Origin of the sequence: Pseudomonas sp. 18173, from assembly GCF_050432945.1 — a bacterium.
GTDB lineage: Bacteria > Pseudomonadota > Gammaproteobacteria > Pseudomonadales > Pseudomonadaceae > Aquipseudomonas.
Genome location: NZ_JBKFTN010000014.1, coordinates 105,661 through 122,618, shown reverse-complemented (window position 1 = coordinate 122,618; position 16,958 = coordinate 105,661). Strand labels below are relative to the sequence as shown.

Here is a 16,958-nt window from a genome sequence, read left to right as displayed (position 1 = left end):
TCATGATCCCACACATCCGCCAACAGTCCCTCGCGCTGGGTCTGTTGGCGCTGTTGTTGTTCTGCGCCGGGATGTATCAGCAGGCCGCCATCGGTTTCGATTCGCGCTTCGTGCTGTTCGCCCAGGAGATGCTGCGCAATGGGCCGTCGTTTTTTCCGACGACCTATGGCCAGCCCTATGCAGACTATTCGGGACTGTCCACGATATTCATCTGGCTGCTTTCGCTGCCGTTCGGTCAGGTCACCAGCCTGACCGCGTGGCTGCCGAGCGCCATCGCCGCAGCGGTCATCGTCACCTTGATGTACCGCCTGCTGGCGCCCTATTCCACGCGCTGGGCATTGTTGAGCATCGCCTTGATGCTGTTGACCAACACCTTCATCACGGAGACCCGCGCCGTTTCCCTCGACCTGATGCTGGCAGCCGTCTCGTTCAGCGTGTTCTACCTGGGCTATGCCGCCGATCACTTCGCAGCGCCGCGGCGCCGGATTCTGATCTTTGCCTTGCTGATGCTCGGCTTCTGGATTCGCGGGCCGATCGGCCTGGTCATTCCGACAGGCATGCTCTGCAGCTATTTCCTGCTCAATCACCAATGGCGACGGCTGATTGTCTTCGGTTTGCTGGCATCGCTAATGCTGGCAGGGTGTGTCGGCTTGTTGCTGTGGCTGGCCGATGTCAGTGGCGGACCGGCGTTCCTGCAAGACGTGATTCGCATGCAGTTCATGGGGCGCATGGACGGCACCGAGGGTTCCAACGACTTGCTGTATTACTTCACCAGTTCGATCGGTAATTACGCATTGGCGTGGCCCCTGGCGGTGCTGGCGCTATTGGCGGTCGCGGGCTCCGGCCGCCGGGAAACCGGCCCGGCATTGCGCCTGTTGCAATACTGCGTCGCCGCCGGACTGATCGTGATGATCGGTCTCTCGATCCCCCAGGCGAAAAAAGCCCGCTACCTGCTACCGATGCTGCCCATGGCGGCAATCGTGGCGGCCTATCCGTTCTACGCCACGCAGGGTCGATTGTTTGCCTGGCTGCGGGGGTTGATGCAGGCGCTGTGGCTGCTGATCCCGGGGTTGCTGATCGTGACCTTGCTGGTGGTACGACAAAAATTTCCCGATGAAGTGGCTCACCTCACGGTGTTGTTCATTATTCTCGGTGTGCTGCAAGCGGTCGCAGTGGCTGCGCTGAAGCAGCCGCGCTGGCGAACGGAGGCACTGGCCCTTTGCGCTGTCCTGGCACTGTGGTCGTTCTACATCCTGCAATTCGAGCCTGTTCAACGACAGCTCTACGATACCCGCACCTTCAGCCACGAGGCGTTTGAACAGGTGCAGGAAGACCCGGCACCGCTGGTGATGCATGGAATGGGCAAGGACGCGAAGGCCATCAAGTTCATGGTCAACATCCCGCAGGAACTGCACCCGGTGTTCACCGACTCACCTGCGGAACTTCAAGCCCTGAAGGGCCCGGCATGGCTGATGATGGACCTGACCGCGTACAAGAATTTGCAAGGCACGGCGGTTGGTGCATTGCCGCCCGTTCTGAGCGGGCGTTTCGACAAGAATGATTTCGTGCTGCTGCACCTCAAGTAGATCCCGTGGCAACAATCGAATCGTCCGGCTGCTAGAGTAGCGCTCAGGATCGGGCTGATGCCGGCCCGATCGAATAAGGACATTCACGCCGTGACCACCTACTCCCCCCTCATCCGCCGCCTGCTGGTCTGCTCGCTGACCATCGTCGTCAGCCGCGCCATCACCAGCCCTTTGCTCACGTTGTTCGTCAGTGACAAGCTTGGCCTCAACCAACAGGACGTTGGCTTGCTGCTCGGCATCGCGGTGTTCGTCGCCACCCTGCTCTCGCTCTACGGCGGCTACATCATCGATCGCTTCGAAAAACGCCGATTGCTTGTGCTCTCGATGGCGTCCAGCGCTATCGGCCTGGTGTTGCTGACCTTTGCTGAAAATCTGTACCTGACGACCATCACCCTGATCGTCACCGAAACCGCCTCATCGCTGTTCCTGATCGGTTCGAAAGCGATCCTCAGCGACAACCTTGAGGTCGGCCAGCGCGCCAAGGCGTTTTCCCTGAGCTATACGCTGACCAACATTGGCTACGCGGTCGGGCCGATGCTCGGTGTGCTGATCGCCGGCGCCTTTGCGAGCGCGCCGTTCCTGGTGGCGGCGGCCATCGCGTTTTTCAGCATGTTCCTGATGACCGGCATTCCCGGGAACCCGCCCGGTGTTTCCCTGACCGGCCAGGCGCAGAGTTTTCTCAAGACCCTGGTCACCCTGAAAAACGACCGCACCCTGATCATGTTCACCGCCGGTTGCCTGCTCAGCACGGTGGTGCACGGGCGATTTACCTTTTACCTGTCGCAATACCTGCTGGTGACCAGCAATCCCCGACACACCATGGAAATCATGGCCGCCCTGCTCGCCTGCAACGCCATCAGCGTGATCCTTCTGCAATACCAGGTCGGGCGTTTTCTCAAGCGCGAGCAACTGCGCGAATGGATCGTTGCCGGCACCGGCCTGTTCATCCTCGGGCTGATCGGCTTCAGCCTGGCAGACAGCCTGGTGAGCTGGTGCGTGGCGATGTTTATCTTCACCCTCGGTGAAATCATCATTTACCCGGCCGAGTTTCTCTTCGTCGATACCCTGGCTCCGGAAGAACTGCGCGGCAGCTATTACGGCGCGCAAAACCTCGCTGCGCTTGGCGGCGCGTTGAGCCCGATGATTTGCGGCTTCATGTTGATGCACACCCCGGCACCGACGATGTTTTATGCCTTGAGCACACTCGCTGCCGTGGGCGGCTTGCTGTGCTATGTAAGCGGCCGACGTCGTAATTTAAATCAAAATTAGTGCACTGAAAGCTCATTAATATGAATTTGTCAGTAGCAGGATAGAACGGCACACTGTGCGCGTTCCTCCCCCAACAGTTGGAACACCTTCAAGGGCTTTCTGGGTTTCCCAGCCAAGCCCTTTTTTTGTCTCGACTTTTTCCTGCCGGAGTTTTTCTCGAAATGCTTGCTCGCTGGTTGCCTGCCGCCATCAACACCCGCCCCACCGAGTGGAGCCGCGCCGCCATCGGCATGGCCCTGGGGACGCTGCTCAGCGTGTGGCTCTGCGCCCAGGTGTTCGGCATTGAGGTGGCCCAGCACCTGATCGGCCCGCTGGGGGCGTCGGCGGTGCTGTTGTTTGCCGTGTCTTCGGGCGCGCTCGCCCAACCCTGGTCGATTCTGGGCGGCTACCTGAGCGCGGGGGTAATGGCGTTGCTGGTGGCCCATGTGCTGGGCCGAACCCTGGGCAGCGCTTGCCTGGCCGCGGGCATGGCGGTGATCCTGATGTGCTGGTTGCGTTGCCTGCACCCACCGGCCGGCGCCTTGGCGCTGACCCTGGTACTGGCCGACCCGGCCACCATTGCCATGGGCTGGAAAGCCATTGAGCCAATAATGCTGAGCGCGGCGACGATGGTGCTCTGCGCCCTGGCCTACAACAACCTGACCCGTATTCGTTACCCCAAGGGCGCCAGCGAACCGGTGGTCATGATCCCCGCCGATCACCTGCCGGTCGACGGTCAGGCCATCAACGCCGAAGACCTGAAACTGGCGTTGGCCGACATGGAAGCGTTCTATGACGTCACACCCGAGGACCTCGAACAGCTGATCCAGGCCAGCCAACTGCACGCCAAGCGCCGCAGCGTTGGCGAGGTGCTCGCGCCACGCCTGTAAGGTACTGTTCTGGAGGTTCTTTTACCGTGGCCGGGCGGTTCTGGCATCCTGCGCCTCCATTTTCCGACCCGGCCCGCCTTCTGGCACGCAAACCACCATGACCGCCTCCGAAAAAGCCCCAGCTCCACGCCACAGCGACCTGATTTACGGCCTCGATGACCGCCCGCACCTGACCGCCACCGTCTTCGCCGCCCTGCAACATGTGCTGGCGAGTTTCGTCGGCATCATCACCCCGACGCTGATCATGGGCAGCGCCCTGGGTTTGCAAAGCGAAATCCCTTACCTGATCAGCATGGCGCTGTTCGTCTCCGGCCTGGGCACCTTCGTGCAAGCGCGACGCTTTGGCCCGGTGGGCTCCGGCCTGTTGTGCCTGCAAGGCACCAGTTTCTCGTTCATCAGCGTGATTCTCAGTGCCGGCTTCATGGTCAAGGCCCGGGGCGGCGGTACCGACGAGATTCTCTCGACCATCTTCGGCGTGTGTTTTTTCGCCGCTTTCATCGAGGTGGTGTTGAGCCAGTTCATCGGCAAACTGCGCATGCTGATCACCCCGGTGGTGACCGGAACGATCATCACGCTGATGGGGCTGTCGCTGATCAAGGTGGCCATGACCGACATCGCCGGAGGCTTCGGCGCCCCTGACCTGGGGGCTGCCGGTCACCTGGCCCTGGCGGCGCTGGTGCTGGGAACCATCGTGGTGTTGAACCGGGTGGACGTGCCGTTTCTGCGCCTGGGCGCGATTGTCATCGGCCTGACCCTGGGCTACGTGGTGGCCTGGCTGATGGGGCAAGTGGACTTCACCAGCTTGCCCGAAGTCCCGCTGGTGAGTGTGCCGGTACCGTTCAAGTACGGGTTCGCCTTCGATTGGGTGGCGTTCATTCCGGTGGCAGTGATTTTCCTTGTTTCGCCGCTGGAGGCCGCCGGTGACCTCACGGCCAACTCGATGATCTCCCGGCAACCGGTCAAAGGCCCGTTGTACATTCGAAGGATCAAGTCCGGCCTGCTCGCCGACGGCCTCAACTCGGCCATGGCGGCGGTGTTCAACAGCATGCCGATGGTCACCTTCGCGCAGAACAACGGGGTCATCCAGCTCACAGGCGTGGCCAGTCGCTACGTGGCGTTTTTCATTGCCGGCCTGCTGGTGGTGCTCGGTCTGTTCCCGATGATCGGCGCCGTGCTGCAGCTGATGCCCAAGCCAGTGCTGGGTGGCGCGGAGCTGGTGATGTTCGGCACCGTCGCCGTGGCCGGGATCAAGATTCTCGCCGAGGCCGGCCTGCATCGACGCAACATGCTGATCGTGGCGATTTCACTCGGCATGGGCCTGGGTGTGGCCGCCGTGCCGGAAGTCTTGCGTGAACTGCCCAAGGCCCTGCACAACATTTTCGAATCGCCCATCACCGTCGGCGCGCTGTGCGCTATCGTTCTTAATATCTTCCTGCCCGAGGAGTTCATCGAGCTGGAGGAAGATGAATTCGATCCGGAGGCCTCCGTGCTTCAGGTGATGCAGAACCCCGATGTGACCACCAGGGATGAACCCGCAACGGCTGCGGTGGTCGCACAGTCAAACCGCTAGACGGGCTCGAGGGCTGAGCCGCTGGCGGTTCAGCCCTTTTCAGATGAGAGCACGTCCATGCGCAGCGTCCACGCGGTCCTGATTTCCCTCCTGCTCTGCCTGAGCGCCTGTACCTCGCTGCCCTATAGGGACCCGGTGAAAGTCAACGTGGTGGGCATCGAACCCCTGCAAGGTGAAGGCATGGAAGTGCGTTTTACCGTAAAAATCCGCGTGCAGAACCCCAATGACATCAACCTTACTTATAGCGGCGTCGCCCTGGACCTGGACATCAACGGCCAGGCATTCGCCTCTGGCGTCACCGATGAGCGTGGCGAGATCGGGCGTTTTTCCGACACCGTCGTGAGCGTGCCGGTCAGCGTTTCGGCGTTTTCGGTGATCCGCCAGACCTATGGCATCAGCCAGATGAAAACACTCAACAACATGCCTTATATCCTGCACGGCAAGCTCTCGGGCGGCGTGTTCAACACGACGCGCTTCGTCGACAGTGGCACGATCAATCTGCCAGGGGCGATCACGGGCAGCCGTTGAAAGGCGGCGCTTGATCCGCACCGGTGCCGCTCAACTCGTCAGCGGGCTCACTCGACGTCATTGAGAATCAGGCTGCGGTAATGCCCCGGATTTGACCCCGACCACTTGCGAAACGCCTTGTAGAACGAACTGACGTCGGCGAACCCGAGCCGCGTGGCGATTTCACTGAAGCTGATCGCCGGCTCGGCCAGCCAGACAATCGCCAGTTCCTTGCGCACGCTGTCCTTGAGGCCTTGATAGGTCTGCCCTTCCTCGGCCAGTCGGCGGCGCAAGGTTGAAGCCGACATGCACAGGCTTTGCGCCAGGGCCTCGGTTTCCGGCCAGTGTTCGGCTGGCAGGTGGCGCAGGTCGTGTTTGATACGGCTGGCCAGGCTCTGCGGGTCGCGGTACTTCACCAGAATGTTTGCCGGCGCATGGGCCAGGAATCGCTTGAGCTCCTCGGCACTGCGCTTGATCGGCAAATCCAGGCAATCGGCGGAGAAAATCATCCGCGTGCGCGGACGGTCGAAACGCAGGTTCTCGGAAAACATCACCTGATAGTCATCGCAGAAGTCCGGTTTCGAACAGCGCAGTTCGATGGCCAGAATCGGAATCCGCCGTCCTGCCAGCCAGCAGGCAACACCGTGCACGATCATCCAGTAGGTGAAATAGGTGAACGCCCGGCGCGGGTCTTTGTCGTCTTCCAGCAGGACGATTTCCGCCAGGCTTTGCTGACGCACCAACTGTGCCGGCAGGTGTTCGAGGATCAACGACAGAAACGCCAGGCCGCTGGCCAGCCCCGTCGCCACGTTGGGCTGGAGCATGGCGCTGCGGCACAGGAACGCAAAGCTGCCGGATTTCAGTTTGCGTGGGTCCATGCCAAAGAACTCGTCATCCTCGCGCCGTGCCAGCAATCGCCACAGGCGCGCATAGGCTGCGGCCGGGACACGGGCGTTGGCGTTACTCAGCAGTTGTGGGTCGATGCCGACCTTGATCAGCGCTTCGTCCATGGCGATGCCTGGCGCGCAGCTTTGCAACAGTGCTTCACGCACCAGCTGGATGGAGATGGTGTCTTTTTCCGACATGGATCGCGGCAAGCCCTGTTCTTGTTCGAGTGGGGGGCATATTAGCCGAAACCGCCCACTCGACGCAGATCCCCTTGTAGGAGCGAGCCTGCTCGCGATGGTCGTCAACGATGACGCTGGCAGCCTGACACCCCGCGGTGTTCTGCCGTTTATCGCGAGCAAGCTCGCTCCTACAGAGGGGGTGTGCTGATCTTCAGGTTCGTTCAGCTTGGGTTCAGGTAATTGTTAATCAATGCCATATGGTAATACGTATCATTATGTTACAACTTAGCACCCTATCTAAATTCGAGACGCCACTGAATGCTTGTTCCCTTTCTGATCATGCTGCGCGAAGGTGTCGAGGCCGCGTTAATCGTTGGCATCATCGCCAGTTACCTCAAACAGACCGGTCGCGGCCAATGGTTGCCGGCGATGTGGATCGGGGTGTTTCTTGCCATCACCCTCGCCCTGCTGGTGGGCGGAGGCCTGGAACTGGTCAGTGCCGAGTTCCCGCAGAAACAACAGGAGCTGTTTGAAGGCATCGTCGGACTGGTGGCCGTCGGCATTCTCAGCTCCATGGTGTTCTGGATGCGCAAGGTCGCGCGCTCAATCAAGCATTCGCTGCACGAGTCCCTCGACCACGCATTGGCCGGCTCCAGGCACCAGGTGATCGCACTGATCGCCATGGTGTTTTTCGCCGTGGCCCGCGAAGGCCTGGAAACGGTGTTCTTCCTGCTCGCGGTATTCCAGCAAAGCCAGGGCCCGGCGGCACCGATTGGCGCCCTGCTCGGCCTGGTCCTGGCCATCGTCATCGGTTTCCTGATCTACGGCGGCAGCATGCGTCTGAACCTCGCGGCGTTTTTCCGCTGGACCGGCCTGTTCATCCTGGTGGTGGCCGCCGGCATCCTCGCCAACTCGGTGCAGGCGCTGCATGAAGCCGGGCTCTGGAACCACCTGCAAACCGTGCTGTTCGACTTCAGCGCAACACTGCCGATGGACGGCCCGCTGGGCTCGGTGCTGGCTGGCATGTTCGGTTACCAGGACGCTCCGACCGTCAGCACCCTGGGTGCGTATCTGATCTATCTGCTGGTGGCGCTGGTGATGTTCTTCTCCCCGGCCGGCGTACCCGCCCGGCAATCCTCTACCGTTTCCAGCCAGTAAGGGCTCCCATGCCAAATCAAGCCCCACCCCAGGCTTCCCCTCCCCGCGCCTTGCGCTGGGCGGTGGCCGGCTCGGTGATTGTCATGATCGCCGCCGGCGGCCTGTTCTATTACGCCGCGCAGTTGGCGGCAGCCAAGCGCCAGGCCAACCACGATGAAGTGCTGGTGACCATCCACCCGCACAGCTGCGAACCCAATGCCCTCACTGTCCCGGCCGGGCGCGCCAGTTTCCGCATCGTCAACCGCTCCGACCGTGCTGTGGAATGGGAGATCCTCGACGGCGTGCTGGTGATCGAAGAACGGGAAAACATCGCACCCGGTTTGAGCCAGGTCATCAACGCCAACCTGCTGCCCGGCGACTACAGCATCACTTGCGGACTGCTGAGCAACCCGCGTGGCACCTTGCACGTCACACCGACAGCGGCCTCCGACGCCGCCGCCAAAGCCAGGCCGTCGATGGTCGCCTTTGTCGGGCCGCTGTCGGAATTTCGCGTGTACCTCAACAGCCAGGGCACCGCGCTGATCAACGCCGTCACCGCCCTCCAGCAAGCCATCGAATCCGCTGACCTGAGCCAGGCGCAAGCCTTGTATGGGCCGGCGCGCGCGGCGTATCAGCGTTTGGCGCCTGCCGCTCAACGCCTGTCCGAGCTGGACAACGCCATCAATGCCCGCGCCGACTATTTCGAAAAACGCGAGCAGGACCCAGGCTTCACCGGATTCCACCGCATCGAATACGCGCTGTTCCAACAACGCACCCTCGCGGACCTGGCGCCCACTGCCCAGCGCCTGCTGACCGATGTCACCGCCCTCAAACAACAGTTGCTGGCCCAGTCACTGCCGCCGGAGCAGTTGGTGAGCATCATGGTGCGCAATCTCAACGGCATCGCCGACGTACGCGCCAGCAGCGGCGAAGAAGAACGCTACAGCCACAGCGACCTGAACGGCTTCGCCGCCAACCTCGACGCCACGCGCAAAGTCGTCGACCTGTTGCGTCCGTTGCTGAGCAAGTCCGCGGCCGGATTGCTGCCGACAATCGACAGCGCCCTCAATGCCTTCGACGCCGACCTCGATGGCTTCAAGGTGGGCGGCGGTTACGCCAGTTACGACAGCGTCAGTGCCGAACAGCGTAAACAGATCGCCGACAAGGCCAAGGCACTGGCCACCGCACTCGATGAAATCGACCCCGCCCTTGGCCTTTCCGGCCTGTAAGCAGAAGACGAAAACCGATGAACGATCCAGAGCAATTCAACCTCCAGCGCCGTCGCGTACTGCTGGGCATGGGCGCCGCCGGTGTCGCCCTTGCCGGCTCGGCGCTCAGTTGCCCGGCCATGGCCGCCAGCCCCGCGCAAGTCACGCAAGCGCCGAGCAGCGACAAAACCGCTGACCGCCACGAGTTCCATGGCCAGCACCAGACCGGCATTGTCACGCCGCGCCCGGCGGCCGGCATGCTGGTGTCCTTCGATGTGCTGGCCAGCGACCGTGAAGACCTTGAGCGGCTGTTTCGTACCCTGAACCAGCGTATTGCGTTCCTGATGAAGGGCGGCCCGGTGGCCCAGGTCGATCCGAAGCTGCCACCGGTGGATTCGGGCATCCTCGGTCCGGTCGTCACCCCGGATAACCTGACCATTACCGTGTCGGTGGGCGAATCGCTGTTCGATGAACGTTTCGGCCTGGCCGACGCCAAGCCCAAGCGGCTGATACGCATGGTCGGCTTCCCCAACGACGCGCTGGAAGCCGATGGCTGCCATGGCGACTTGAGCCTCCAGTTCTGCGCCAACACCACCGACACCAACATCCACGCCCTGCGTGACATCGTGAAAAACCTGCCGGACTTGCTGCTGGTACGCTGGAAACAGGAAGGCAGCGTGCCGCCCCAGGCCCCGGCGAAACCCGGCTTGCCTGCACAGAGCGCGCGCAATTTCCTCGGTTTCCGCGACGGTTCGGCCAACCCCGATTCCAACGACGCCAAGGCCATGGACAGCATCGTCTGGGTGCAGCCCGGCAGCGATGAACCTGCATGGGCAGCCAACGGCAGCTACCAGGCCGTGCGAATCATCCGCAACTTCGTCGAACGCTGGGACCGCACGCCGTTGCAGGAGCAGGAAAGCATTCTCGGCCGGATCAAGAGCACCGGTGCGCCCATGGGCGGTGCCCACGAATCCGAGGTTCCGGACTACAGCAAGGATCCCGAAGGCAAACTGACCCGGCTCGACGCGCACATTCGCCTGGCCAACCCGCGCACTGCCGCGACCCGGGCCAACCTGATCCTGCGCCGGCCGTTCAACTACTCCAACGGCGTGAACAAGAACGGCCAGCTCGACATGGGCCTGCTGTTCATCTGCTACCAGTCCGACCTGGAGAAAGGCTTCATCACCGTGCAAACCCGGCTCAACGGCGAACCGCTGGAGGAATATCTCAAGCCGGTCGGCGGCGGCTATTTCTTCACCTTGCCCGGTGTCAGCGGCGACCACGATTTCATCGGTCGTTCGCTGCTTGACGCGACACAGCCCGCTCATCAACCAAAAACAACCGCCTGACCACAACAACCCTTACGGAACCGTCCCATGAAGAAGTCACCCCTTGCATTGATGCTGACCCTTGGCTTGCTCAACACTTCGCTTTCGGCATTCGCGGCGACAGCGCCGATGGACCTGGTGGGGCCGGTCTCGGACTACAAGATCTACGTGACCGGGCAACTGGATGAACTGGCCAGCCACACCCGACAATTCACTGACGCCGTGAAAAAAGGCGACCTGGCCACCGCGAAAAAACTCTACGCGCCGACTCGCGTCTACTACGAGTCGATCGAGCCGATTGCCGAGCTGTTCAGCGACCTGGATGCGTCCATCGACTCCCGCGTCGACGATCACGAAAAAGGCGTCAAAGCCGAAGACTTCACCGGTTTCCACCGACTCGAATATTCGCTGTTCTCGCAACAGAGCACTAAAGACCTGGGCGAGCTGGCTGACGGCCTGAACAAAGACGTGAAAGACCTGCAAACCCGCGTGGCGAGCCTGACCTTCCCGCCCGAGAAAGTCGTGGGCGGTGCCGCTGCGCTGCTCGAAGAAGTCGCGGCGACCAAGATCTCCGGTGAAGAAGACCGCTACAGCCACACTGACCTCTATGACTTCCAGGGCAACATCGACGGCGCGAAGAAAATCGTCGACCTGTTCCGTCCGCAAATCGAGAAGCAGGATGCGGCGTTCGTGGCCAAGGTCGACAAGAACTTCGCCACCGTGGACAAGATCCTGGCCAGGTACAAGACCAGCGACGGCGGTTTCGAGACCTACGACAAAGTGAAGGACGCCGACCGCAAAGCGCTGGTCGGGCCGGTTAACACCTTGGCTGAAGACCTGTCAACGCTGCGTGGGAAACTGGGGCTGAACTGAGTTTTGTAACGGCAGCCTCGCCCTCTTCGCGGGCAAGTCGGATCGCCGCACCGCCGCTCCCACAGGTTTGTGAGTCGAAGCACAATTGCGTGATCGACATAAAACCTTGTGGGAGCGGGCTTGCCCGCGAAGGCGTCAGCGGCCGCGCTGCAGTTTTTAAAGAATGCGGTAAAGCAAGCGCTCGATCCGCACGCGACTCACACGCTTGAGGAACTTGGCGACGCCCATCGGGTACTCGGCGAGGGTTTCCAGGTTCTGGAAATGCTCGATGCGACGGGTGTGCTGGAAGATCTCTGCCAGCTCGTTGCGACGCGGCTCCAGCAGCTCGCCATGGGGATCATCGATCAACAGGGCGTTTTCCAGGTCGAGTCGAAACGCCCGCGGGTTGAGGTTGTTGCCGGTCAGCAAGGTATAACGCTGGTCGATCCACATGCCCTTGAGGTGATAGGTATTGTCGCCATCACGCCACAGGTGCAGGTTCAACTGACCGCTGTCGATGTTGCGCTGATGGCGCTTGGCAAACCGGCGCAAGCTGATTTCGTACAAATACGGTAGCGCCGAAATGACCCGGAACGGTTCGCTCGGTGGAATGTAGAAGTCGTTGGCAGTCTTGTCGCCGACCACAATGTCGATCTTCACTCCACGGGCCAACGCACGGTTGATCTCGCGGATGATCGCCAGCGGCAGGTTGAAGTACGGTGTGCAAATGGTCAGTTGCTGCTGGGCGCTGGCGATCAGTTCGCAGATCACCCGGTTCAGCGGATTGTTCTTGCCGACGCCGAGCAACGGGCTGACTGACAGGCCCGCCCTGTCGGTGGTGCCCCGCGTGGTGTCGTACGCCGCGTGCTTGAGACGGCTGCGCAGGTCGCCGATGTCATTGCGCAGGCTGCGGGTGGTCGGCAGGTTCGGCAGGTCGAGGCGGTGCACCGCCTTTGAGGCCACCAGGCCGTGCTGCACCAGGTGCTGCATCGAATCGGCCAGTTCGCGATTGTGCAGCAGGTGATAACGGTCGTAGCGGTACTTGTCGAACTTGTGCAGATAGACGTTGTTCAGGCTCGCGCCGCTGTAGATCACGCAGTCATCGATCACGAAGCCCTTGAGGTGCAACACACCGAACAGTTCGCGGGTTTGCACCGGGACGCCGTAGATGGGCACTTCGCTGGCATGGGTGCGGGTCATCTCCTGATACCAGGCGGAGTTGCCCGGTTGCTTGCCGGCACCGATCAGGCCGCGCTGGGCGCGCAGCCAGTCGACGACCACCACTACGTCCAGTTCCGGACGCGCCAGTTTGGCCGCGTGCAAGGCATCGAGGATTTCCTGGCCGGCTTCATCCTGTTGCAGGTACAGCGCAACGATGTAAATGCGCCGGGTCGCGCTGGCGATTTGCTCCAGCAGGCAACGACGGAATTCGGCAGCGCCGCTGAGGATGCCGACGGCATCGGCCGTCAGCGGGAAACTGCGCAGTTTGGGCAGCAGGGAGCGTTTGAAAAGCAACGGCATAGGGCTCGCAAAGGGTCGAATCCGAAGAACCCGAGAGCTTACACCATCGCTAGCCTCGGGTCTTGTTACTGTCTGTTAAGGCCCCTTCGCGAGCAAGCCCGCTCCCACATTGAAATGCATTCCTCTGTGGGAGCGGGCTTGCTCGCGAAGACCATTTGTCAAACGCCACAAAAAACCGATTGACCAAGGAGAACGATCGTTCTACTGTTAGCCACATGAACGAAATCACTAGCAACGACACACGCGACATCATTCTGGATGTCACCGAAAAGTTGATCTACAAAAGTGGCATAGGCGCCACTGGCATGGATCTCCTGGTGAAAACCGCCGGCGTCTCCAGAAAGAGCATTTACCGCTACTTCGCCAACAAGGACGAACTGGTCGTGGCCGCCCTGCAACGCCGCGACCAGCGCTGGATGCATTGGTACCGCGAGGAGGTCGGCCAGGCACAAACCCCGGCCGGGCGACTGCTCAACCTGTTTACCGTACTCAAGTCGTGGTTCGCCAGCGAAGGCTTTCGCGGCTGCGCCTTCATCAACACCAGTGGCGAAACCGGCGACCCGCAAGACCCGGTGCGCCTGGTGGCCAAAGAACATAAACAGAAGCTGCTCGACTACGTGTGCGAGCTGTGTACCGAACATGGTGCCGAGGATCCGCAGAGGCTGGCCAGACAGCTGCTGATCCTGATCGACGGTGCCATTACCGTGGCGCTTGTAATGGGTGATCACAGTGCCGCCGATAATGCGCAATGCATGGCGCGAAAGTTATTGGACCTGTAGCAACTTAATCAAGCTCGACTGTTGTTTTAACTTTAACTTGATACGGAGACTTGAAATGTCTAATGCCGAAGTTCGTCCGCCATTACCCCCTTTCACCCGTGAATCGGCCATTGAAAAAGTTCGCCTGGCTGAAGACGGCTGGAATTCCCGCGACCCCGAGCGCGTGTCCCTGGCCTACACCCTGGACACCCAATGGCGCAATCGCGCCGAGTTCGCCCACAACCGCGAAGAAGCCAAAGCCTTCCTGACCCGCAAATGGGCCAAGGAACTGGATTATCGACTGATCAAGGAACTCTGGGCCTTTACCGACAACCGCATCGCCGTGCGTTATGCCTATGAATGGCACGACGACTCGGGCAACTGGTTCCGTTCCTATGGCAACGAAAACTGGGAGTTCAACGAGAATGGCCTGATGGCCCACCGCTTCGCCAGCATCAACGACATGCCGATCAAGGAAAGCGAGCGCAAATACCACTGGCCGCTGGGGCGCCGTCCTGACGATCACCCGGGCCTGTCGGACCTGGGTCTGTAAATTCACCGATATCAATTGTGGGAGCGGCGGTGCGGCGATCCGACTTGCTCGCGAAAGCGGTGTGTCAGCCAACATTTATGCTGGATCTGACTTCCTCTTCGCGAGCAAGCCCGCTCCCACAATGGTTTTGTGTTGTGCAGGTGGTTAAGATGCTGCCCTTCCCTGCAGCCTCTTTCTGCACCCGCCGAATAAGCCGATCCCATGCCTTTCGAACTCAGCGTTGACCTCTCCACCCTGGCCATCCTGGCCCTTGTCGCTTTTGTTGCCGGTTTCATCGATGCCATCGCCGGTGGCGGCGGCCTGTTGACCACCCCTGCCCTGTTGACTGCCGGCCTGCCGCCGCATCTGGTGCTGGGCACCAACAAGCTCAGTTCGACCTTCGGTTCGGCGATTGCCAGTTTCACCTTCTACCGCCGCAAGCTGTTCCACCCCGCGCAATGGGTGCACGCCATCGTCGGTACCCTGGTCGGCGCACTGACCGGTGCCGTGGTCGCGCACTACCTGCCAGCAGAATGGCTGAACAAGATGCTGCCGGTGATCGTCTTCGCTTGCGGCGTCTACCTGTTGTTCGGCGGCACACCGAAAGCACCAACGGACAGCGACGCCCCGATCAGGAAAAAATGGCAGTCGACCCAAGGCTTCAGCCTCGGCTTCTATGACGGCGTGGCCGGTCCCGGCACGGGTGCGTTCTGGACCGTGAGCAGCCTCTTGCTGTACCCCATCGACCTGGTGAAGGCCAGCGGAGTGGCGCGCAGCATGAACTTCGTCAGCAACGCGGCGGCGCTGTCGATCTTCATCTTTTCCGGTCAGGTGGACTGGATCATCGGCCTGTGCATGGGCTCGTCGTTGATGGTCGGCGCATTCTTCGGCGCCCGCACCGCCATCAGCGGCGGTGCGAAATTCATTCGTCCGGTGTTCATCACCGTGGTGCTGGGCCTGACCGTGCGCCTAGCCTGGCAACACTGGTTCAGCGTGGCCTAGACGCCGCGCCACATAGACGTCGATCAGGTAACGGGCAATCGAGCGTGACGCCGGCAACGGCGGCAGCTCGTGCACATTGAACCACTGGGCATCCTCGATCTCGTCTTCCTGGCAGACGATCTCGCCACTGGCGTATTCGGCATGAAAGCCGAGCATCATCGAATGCGGGAACGGCCAGCACTGGCTGCCCAGGTACTGGATATTCTTCACCTCGATGCTCACCTCTTCGCGAACCTCGCGAATCAGGCAGTCCTCGGCCGATTCGCCCGGCTCGGCGAACCCGGCCAGGGTGCTGTAGACACCCGGCACGAAACGCGGCGAACGTCCCAGCAGAATCTCGTCGCCACGGGTCACCAGCACGATCATGCTCGGTGAAATGCGCGGGTAATAGCGCAAGTCACACGGCTCGCAGTACATCGCCCGCTCGCGCAGCACCTGATGGGTCGCCTGCCCGCAATTGCCGCAAAAGCGGTGCTCGCGGGCCCAGGTACCGATCTGTGCGGCGTAACCGAGCACCTTGTAGACCGTGTGGTCGCCTTCGAGCATGAACGCCCGCAGGCCTTTCCAGTTGCAGCCCGGCACCTCGCTCTGACTGCGCAGCTCCAGCAGATAGACCGGCTCGCCATCGAGATGACCGATGCCATGCTCGGCAAGAATCGACAGATCCTGGCGCTTGAGCCATTCGCGGGGAAACAACGCGCCGTTGTCATCGAACAGAAAGCCTTCGGGGCTGCGCGCAACGGCCCAGCCGCCAGGTTGATCGGTGTCCAGTACTGCCGTGGTCCAGCGAGGAATCATGGTTAATCAATCCAGAAATTCGGGTTTCTGTTTGCTCATATGGGCGGCCATGGCCACGCGCAGATCGGTGGATTGCAGCATGGCGGCGTTCCAGGTAGCGATGTATTCGAGGCCGTCATCGATGCGATGGTCACGCATGTAGCTGATCATTTCCTTGGTGCCGGTGACGGCGATCGGCGACTTGCCGGCGATTTCGCGGGCGATGCCCATGACGCCGTCGAGCAGGCTGGCGTTGTCGCCGTAGACGCGATTGACCAGGCCCATGTCCCGCGCTTCATCGGCACCAAAGGTGCGACCAGTGTAAGCCAGTTCACGCAGCATGCCGTCACCGATGATTCGCGGCAAGCGTTGCAAGGTGCCGACGTCGGCGGCCATGCCGATATCGATTTCCTTGATCGAAAACTGTGCGTCCGCAGCGGCATAACGCATGTCGCACGCGGCAATCAGGTCGATGGCGCCACCCAGGCAGTAACCCTGTATGGCCGCAAGCACCGGTTTGCGGCAGTTATCGACCGCATTGAACGAAGCTTGCAGGGTGAGAATCTTGCGTCGCAACAGGCGCGCATTGCGCCCGACGTCCTTGCCCAGTTCATTGGCCACGCCGGCCAGCATCATCAGGTCGATACCCGAGGAAAAATGTTTGCCCGCCCCGCTGAGGACCACCACGCGCACTTCATCGGTTTCGTCGATCCACTGGAAGATCTCGACGATCTCGCTCCAGAACGCAGCGTTCATCGAGTTGATCTTCTCCGGGCGGTTGATCTGCACATGGGCGATTTTATCGACCAGTTCGACGTTGAACGCGGTGTATTGAGACATGCCAGTGATCCTTTTGCGGGCAAAAACGAGGCCCGAACTATAACAAGTCATCAAGGCGGGCTGTAAGGCAGTGGTTCGGCCAAATGCGGGACTCACTGCGCGCACCACAACAGTGCGCAGCCGCTCGATCACGTC

At 61.1% G+C, this 16,958-nt stretch carries 16 protein-coding genes; 12 read left to right on the top strand and 4 right to left on the bottom strand.

Going from position 1 to position 16,958, the window contains the following annotated elements; translation table 11 throughout:
* Positions 1 to 2: 2 nt before the first annotated feature.
* The 5 genes from ACLD1X_RS17100 (at position 3) to ACLD1X_RS17080 (ending at position 5,822) form a co-directional block, all read left to right on the top strand.
* Entirely contained in the window at positions 3 to 1,586 is a 1,584-nt protein-coding gene (locus ACLD1X_RS17100) for an ArnT family glycosyltransferase (protein ID WP_429369602.1), read from the top strand.
* Between the two features lie 90 nt (positions 1,587 to 1,676).
* Positions 1,677 to 2,855 carry an MFS transporter gene (locus ACLD1X_RS17095; RefSeq protein WP_429369700.1) on the top strand — a complete coding sequence of 393 codons (1,179 nt, stop codon included), beginning with the start codon at positions 1,677 to 1,679 and terminating at the stop codon, positions 2,853 to 2,855.
* A 161-nt stretch (positions 2,856 to 3,016) separates the two neighbouring features.
* Positions 3,017 to 3,724 (top strand): HPP family protein, encoded by a 708-nt coding sequence (locus ACLD1X_RS17090; protein ID WP_429369599.1) that lies wholly within the window; start codon positions 3,017 to 3,019, stop codon positions 3,722 to 3,724.
* A gap of 97 nt (positions 3,725 to 3,821) precedes the next feature.
* Positions 3,822 to 5,294 (top strand): nucleobase:cation symporter-2 family protein, encoded by a 1,473-nt coding sequence (locus ACLD1X_RS17085; protein ID WP_429369597.1) that lies wholly within the window; start codon positions 3,822 to 3,824, stop codon positions 5,292 to 5,294.
* 57 nt (positions 5,295 to 5,351) lie between these two features.
* Entirely contained in the window at positions 5,352 to 5,822 is a 471-nt protein-coding gene (locus ACLD1X_RS17080) for an LEA type 2 family protein (protein ID WP_429369595.1), read from the top strand.
* Positions 5,823 to 5,869: 47 nt separating this feature from the next.
* Here the strand turns inward: ACLD1X_RS17080 and ACLD1X_RS17075 are convergent, their stop codons facing one another.
* Positions 5,870 to 6,886 (bottom strand): AraC family transcriptional regulator, encoded by a 1,017-nt coding sequence (locus ACLD1X_RS17075; protein WP_429369698.1) that lies wholly within the window; start codon positions 6,884 to 6,886, stop codon positions 5,870 to 5,872.
* 300 nt (positions 6,887 to 7,186) lie between these two features.
* On the opposite strand from ACLD1X_RS17075, the gene efeU reads away from it, so the two are divergent.
* From efeU to efeO (ACLD1X_RS17055), 4 genes are read left to right on the top strand one after another with little or no spacing between them, the layout of a single operon-like run.
* Positions 7,187 to 8,026, top strand: coding sequence for an iron uptake transporter permease EfeU (gene efeU / locus ACLD1X_RS17070; RefSeq protein ID WP_429369593.1), 840 nt, complete (start codon positions 7,187 to 7,189; stop codon positions 8,024 to 8,026).
* Between the two features lie 8 nt (positions 8,027 to 8,034).
* Entirely contained in the window at positions 8,035 to 9,234 is a 1,200-nt protein-coding gene (efeO, locus tag ACLD1X_RS17065) for an iron uptake system protein EfeO (RefSeq protein WP_429369591.1), read from the top strand.
* 17 nt (positions 9,235 to 9,251) lie between these two features.
* Complete coding sequence (gene efeB, locus ACLD1X_RS17060) at positions 9,252 to 10,562, top strand: iron uptake transporter deferrochelatase/peroxidase subunit (RefSeq protein ID WP_429369589.1); 1,311 nt, start codon at positions 9,252 to 9,254, stop codon at positions 10,560 to 10,562.
* Between the two features lie 27 nt (positions 10,563 to 10,589).
* A complete protein-coding gene (efeO, locus tag ACLD1X_RS17055) occupies positions 10,590 to 11,414 on the top strand; it encodes an iron uptake system protein EfeO (protein ID WP_429369587.1) in 825 nt (274 codons plus the stop codon).
* Positions 11,415 to 11,570: 156 nt separating this feature from the next.
* On the opposite strand, the gene pssA is transcribed toward efeO (ACLD1X_RS17055), so the two are convergent.
* On the bottom strand, positions 11,571 to 12,914 hold the full coding sequence (gene pssA, locus ACLD1X_RS17050; protein WP_429369585.1) for a CDP-diacylglycerol--serine O-phosphatidyltransferase: 1,344 nt from the start codon (positions 12,912 to 12,914) through the stop codon (positions 11,571 to 11,573).
* A gap of 215 nt (positions 12,915 to 13,129) precedes the next feature.
* On the opposite strand from pssA, the gene ACLD1X_RS17045 reads away from it, so the two are divergent.
* From ACLD1X_RS17045 to ACLD1X_RS17035, 3 genes are all read left to right on the top strand, one after another.
* The gene (locus ACLD1X_RS17045) at positions 13,130 to 13,693 is read left to right on the top strand and encodes a TetR/AcrR family transcriptional regulator (protein ID WP_429369583.1); all 564 of its coding nucleotides are present in this window, start codon (positions 13,130 to 13,132) and stop codon (positions 13,691 to 13,693) included.
* 55 nt (positions 13,694 to 13,748) lie between these two features.
* Entirely contained in the window at positions 13,749 to 14,225 is a 477-nt protein-coding gene (locus tag ACLD1X_RS17040; RefSeq protein ID WP_429369581.1) for a DUF1348 family protein, read from the top strand.
* Between the two features lie 201 nt (positions 14,226 to 14,426).
* Positions 14,427 to 15,206: a TSUP family transporter gene (locus tag ACLD1X_RS17035; RefSeq protein ID WP_429369579.1), complete on the top strand. Its 780-nt coding sequence runs from the start codon at positions 14,427 to 14,429 to the stop codon at positions 15,204 to 15,206.
* Here ACLD1X_RS17035 and nudC read toward each other — a convergent pair.
* Positions 15,174 to 16,004 (bottom strand): NAD(+) diphosphatase, encoded by an 831-nt coding sequence (gene nudC, locus ACLD1X_RS17030; protein ID WP_429369577.1) that lies wholly within the window; start codon positions 16,002 to 16,004, stop codon positions 15,174 to 15,176. The two genes, ACLD1X_RS17035 and nudC, sit on opposite strands and share 33 nt — an antisense overlap.
* Positions 16,005 to 16,010: 6 nt before the next feature.
* On the bottom strand, positions 16,011 to 16,823 hold the full coding sequence (locus ACLD1X_RS17025; RefSeq protein WP_429369575.1) for a crotonase/enoyl-CoA hydratase family protein: 813 nt from the start codon (positions 16,821 to 16,823) through the stop codon (positions 16,011 to 16,013).
* Positions 16,824 to 16,958: the final 135 nt, after the last annotated feature.

Coding starts and splice junctions, on each gene's coding strand:
- ACLD1X_RS17100 (WP_429369602.1), top strand. CDS start 3: ATGATCCCACACATCCGCCAACAGTCCCTCGCGCTGGGTCTGTTGGCG.
- ACLD1X_RS17090 (WP_429369599.1), top strand. CDS start 3,017: ATGCTTGCTCGCTGGTTGCCTGCCGCCATCAACACCCGCCCCACCGAG.
- ACLD1X_RS17085 (WP_429369597.1), top strand. CDS start 3,822: ATGACCGCCTCCGAAAAAGCCCCAGCTCCACGCCACAGCGACCTGATT.
- ACLD1X_RS17080 (WP_429369595.1), top strand. CDS start 5,352: ATGCGCAGCGTCCACGCGGTCCTGATTTCCCTCCTGCTCTGCCTGAGC.
- ACLD1X_RS17075 (WP_429369698.1), bottom strand. CDS start 6,886: ATGTCGGAAAAAGACACCATCTCCATCCAGCTGGTGCGTGAAGCACTG.
- efeU (WP_429369593.1), top strand. CDS start 7,187: ATGCTTGTTCCCTTTCTGATCATGCTGCGCGAAGGTGTCGAGGCCGCG.
- efeO (WP_429369591.1), top strand. CDS start 8,035: ATGCCAAATCAAGCCCCACCCCAGGCTTCCCCTCCCCGCGCCTTGCGC.
- efeB (WP_429369589.1), top strand. CDS start 9,252: ATGAACGATCCAGAGCAATTCAACCTCCAGCGCCGTCGCGTACTGCTG.
- efeO (WP_429369587.1), top strand. CDS start 10,590: ATGAAGAAGTCACCCCTTGCATTGATGCTGACCCTTGGCTTGCTCAAC.
- pssA (WP_429369585.1), bottom strand. CDS start 12,914: ATGCCGTTGCTTTTCAAACGCTCCCTGCTGCCCAAACTGCGCAGTTTC.
- ACLD1X_RS17045 (WP_429369583.1), top strand. CDS start 13,130: ATGAACGAAATCACTAGCAACGACACACGCGACATCATTCTGGATGTC.
- ACLD1X_RS17040 (WP_429369581.1), top strand. CDS start 13,749: ATGTCTAATGCCGAAGTTCGTCCGCCATTACCCCCTTTCACCCGTGAA.
- ACLD1X_RS17035 (WP_429369579.1), top strand. CDS start 14,427: ATGCCTTTCGAACTCAGCGTTGACCTCTCCACCCTGGCCATCCTGGCC.
- nudC (WP_429369577.1), bottom strand. CDS start 16,004: ATGATTCCTCGCTGGACCACGGCAGTACTGGACACCGATCAACCTGGC.
- ACLD1X_RS17025 (WP_429369575.1), bottom strand. CDS start 16,823: ATGTCTCAATACACCGCGTTCAACGTCGAACTGGTCGATAAAATCGCC.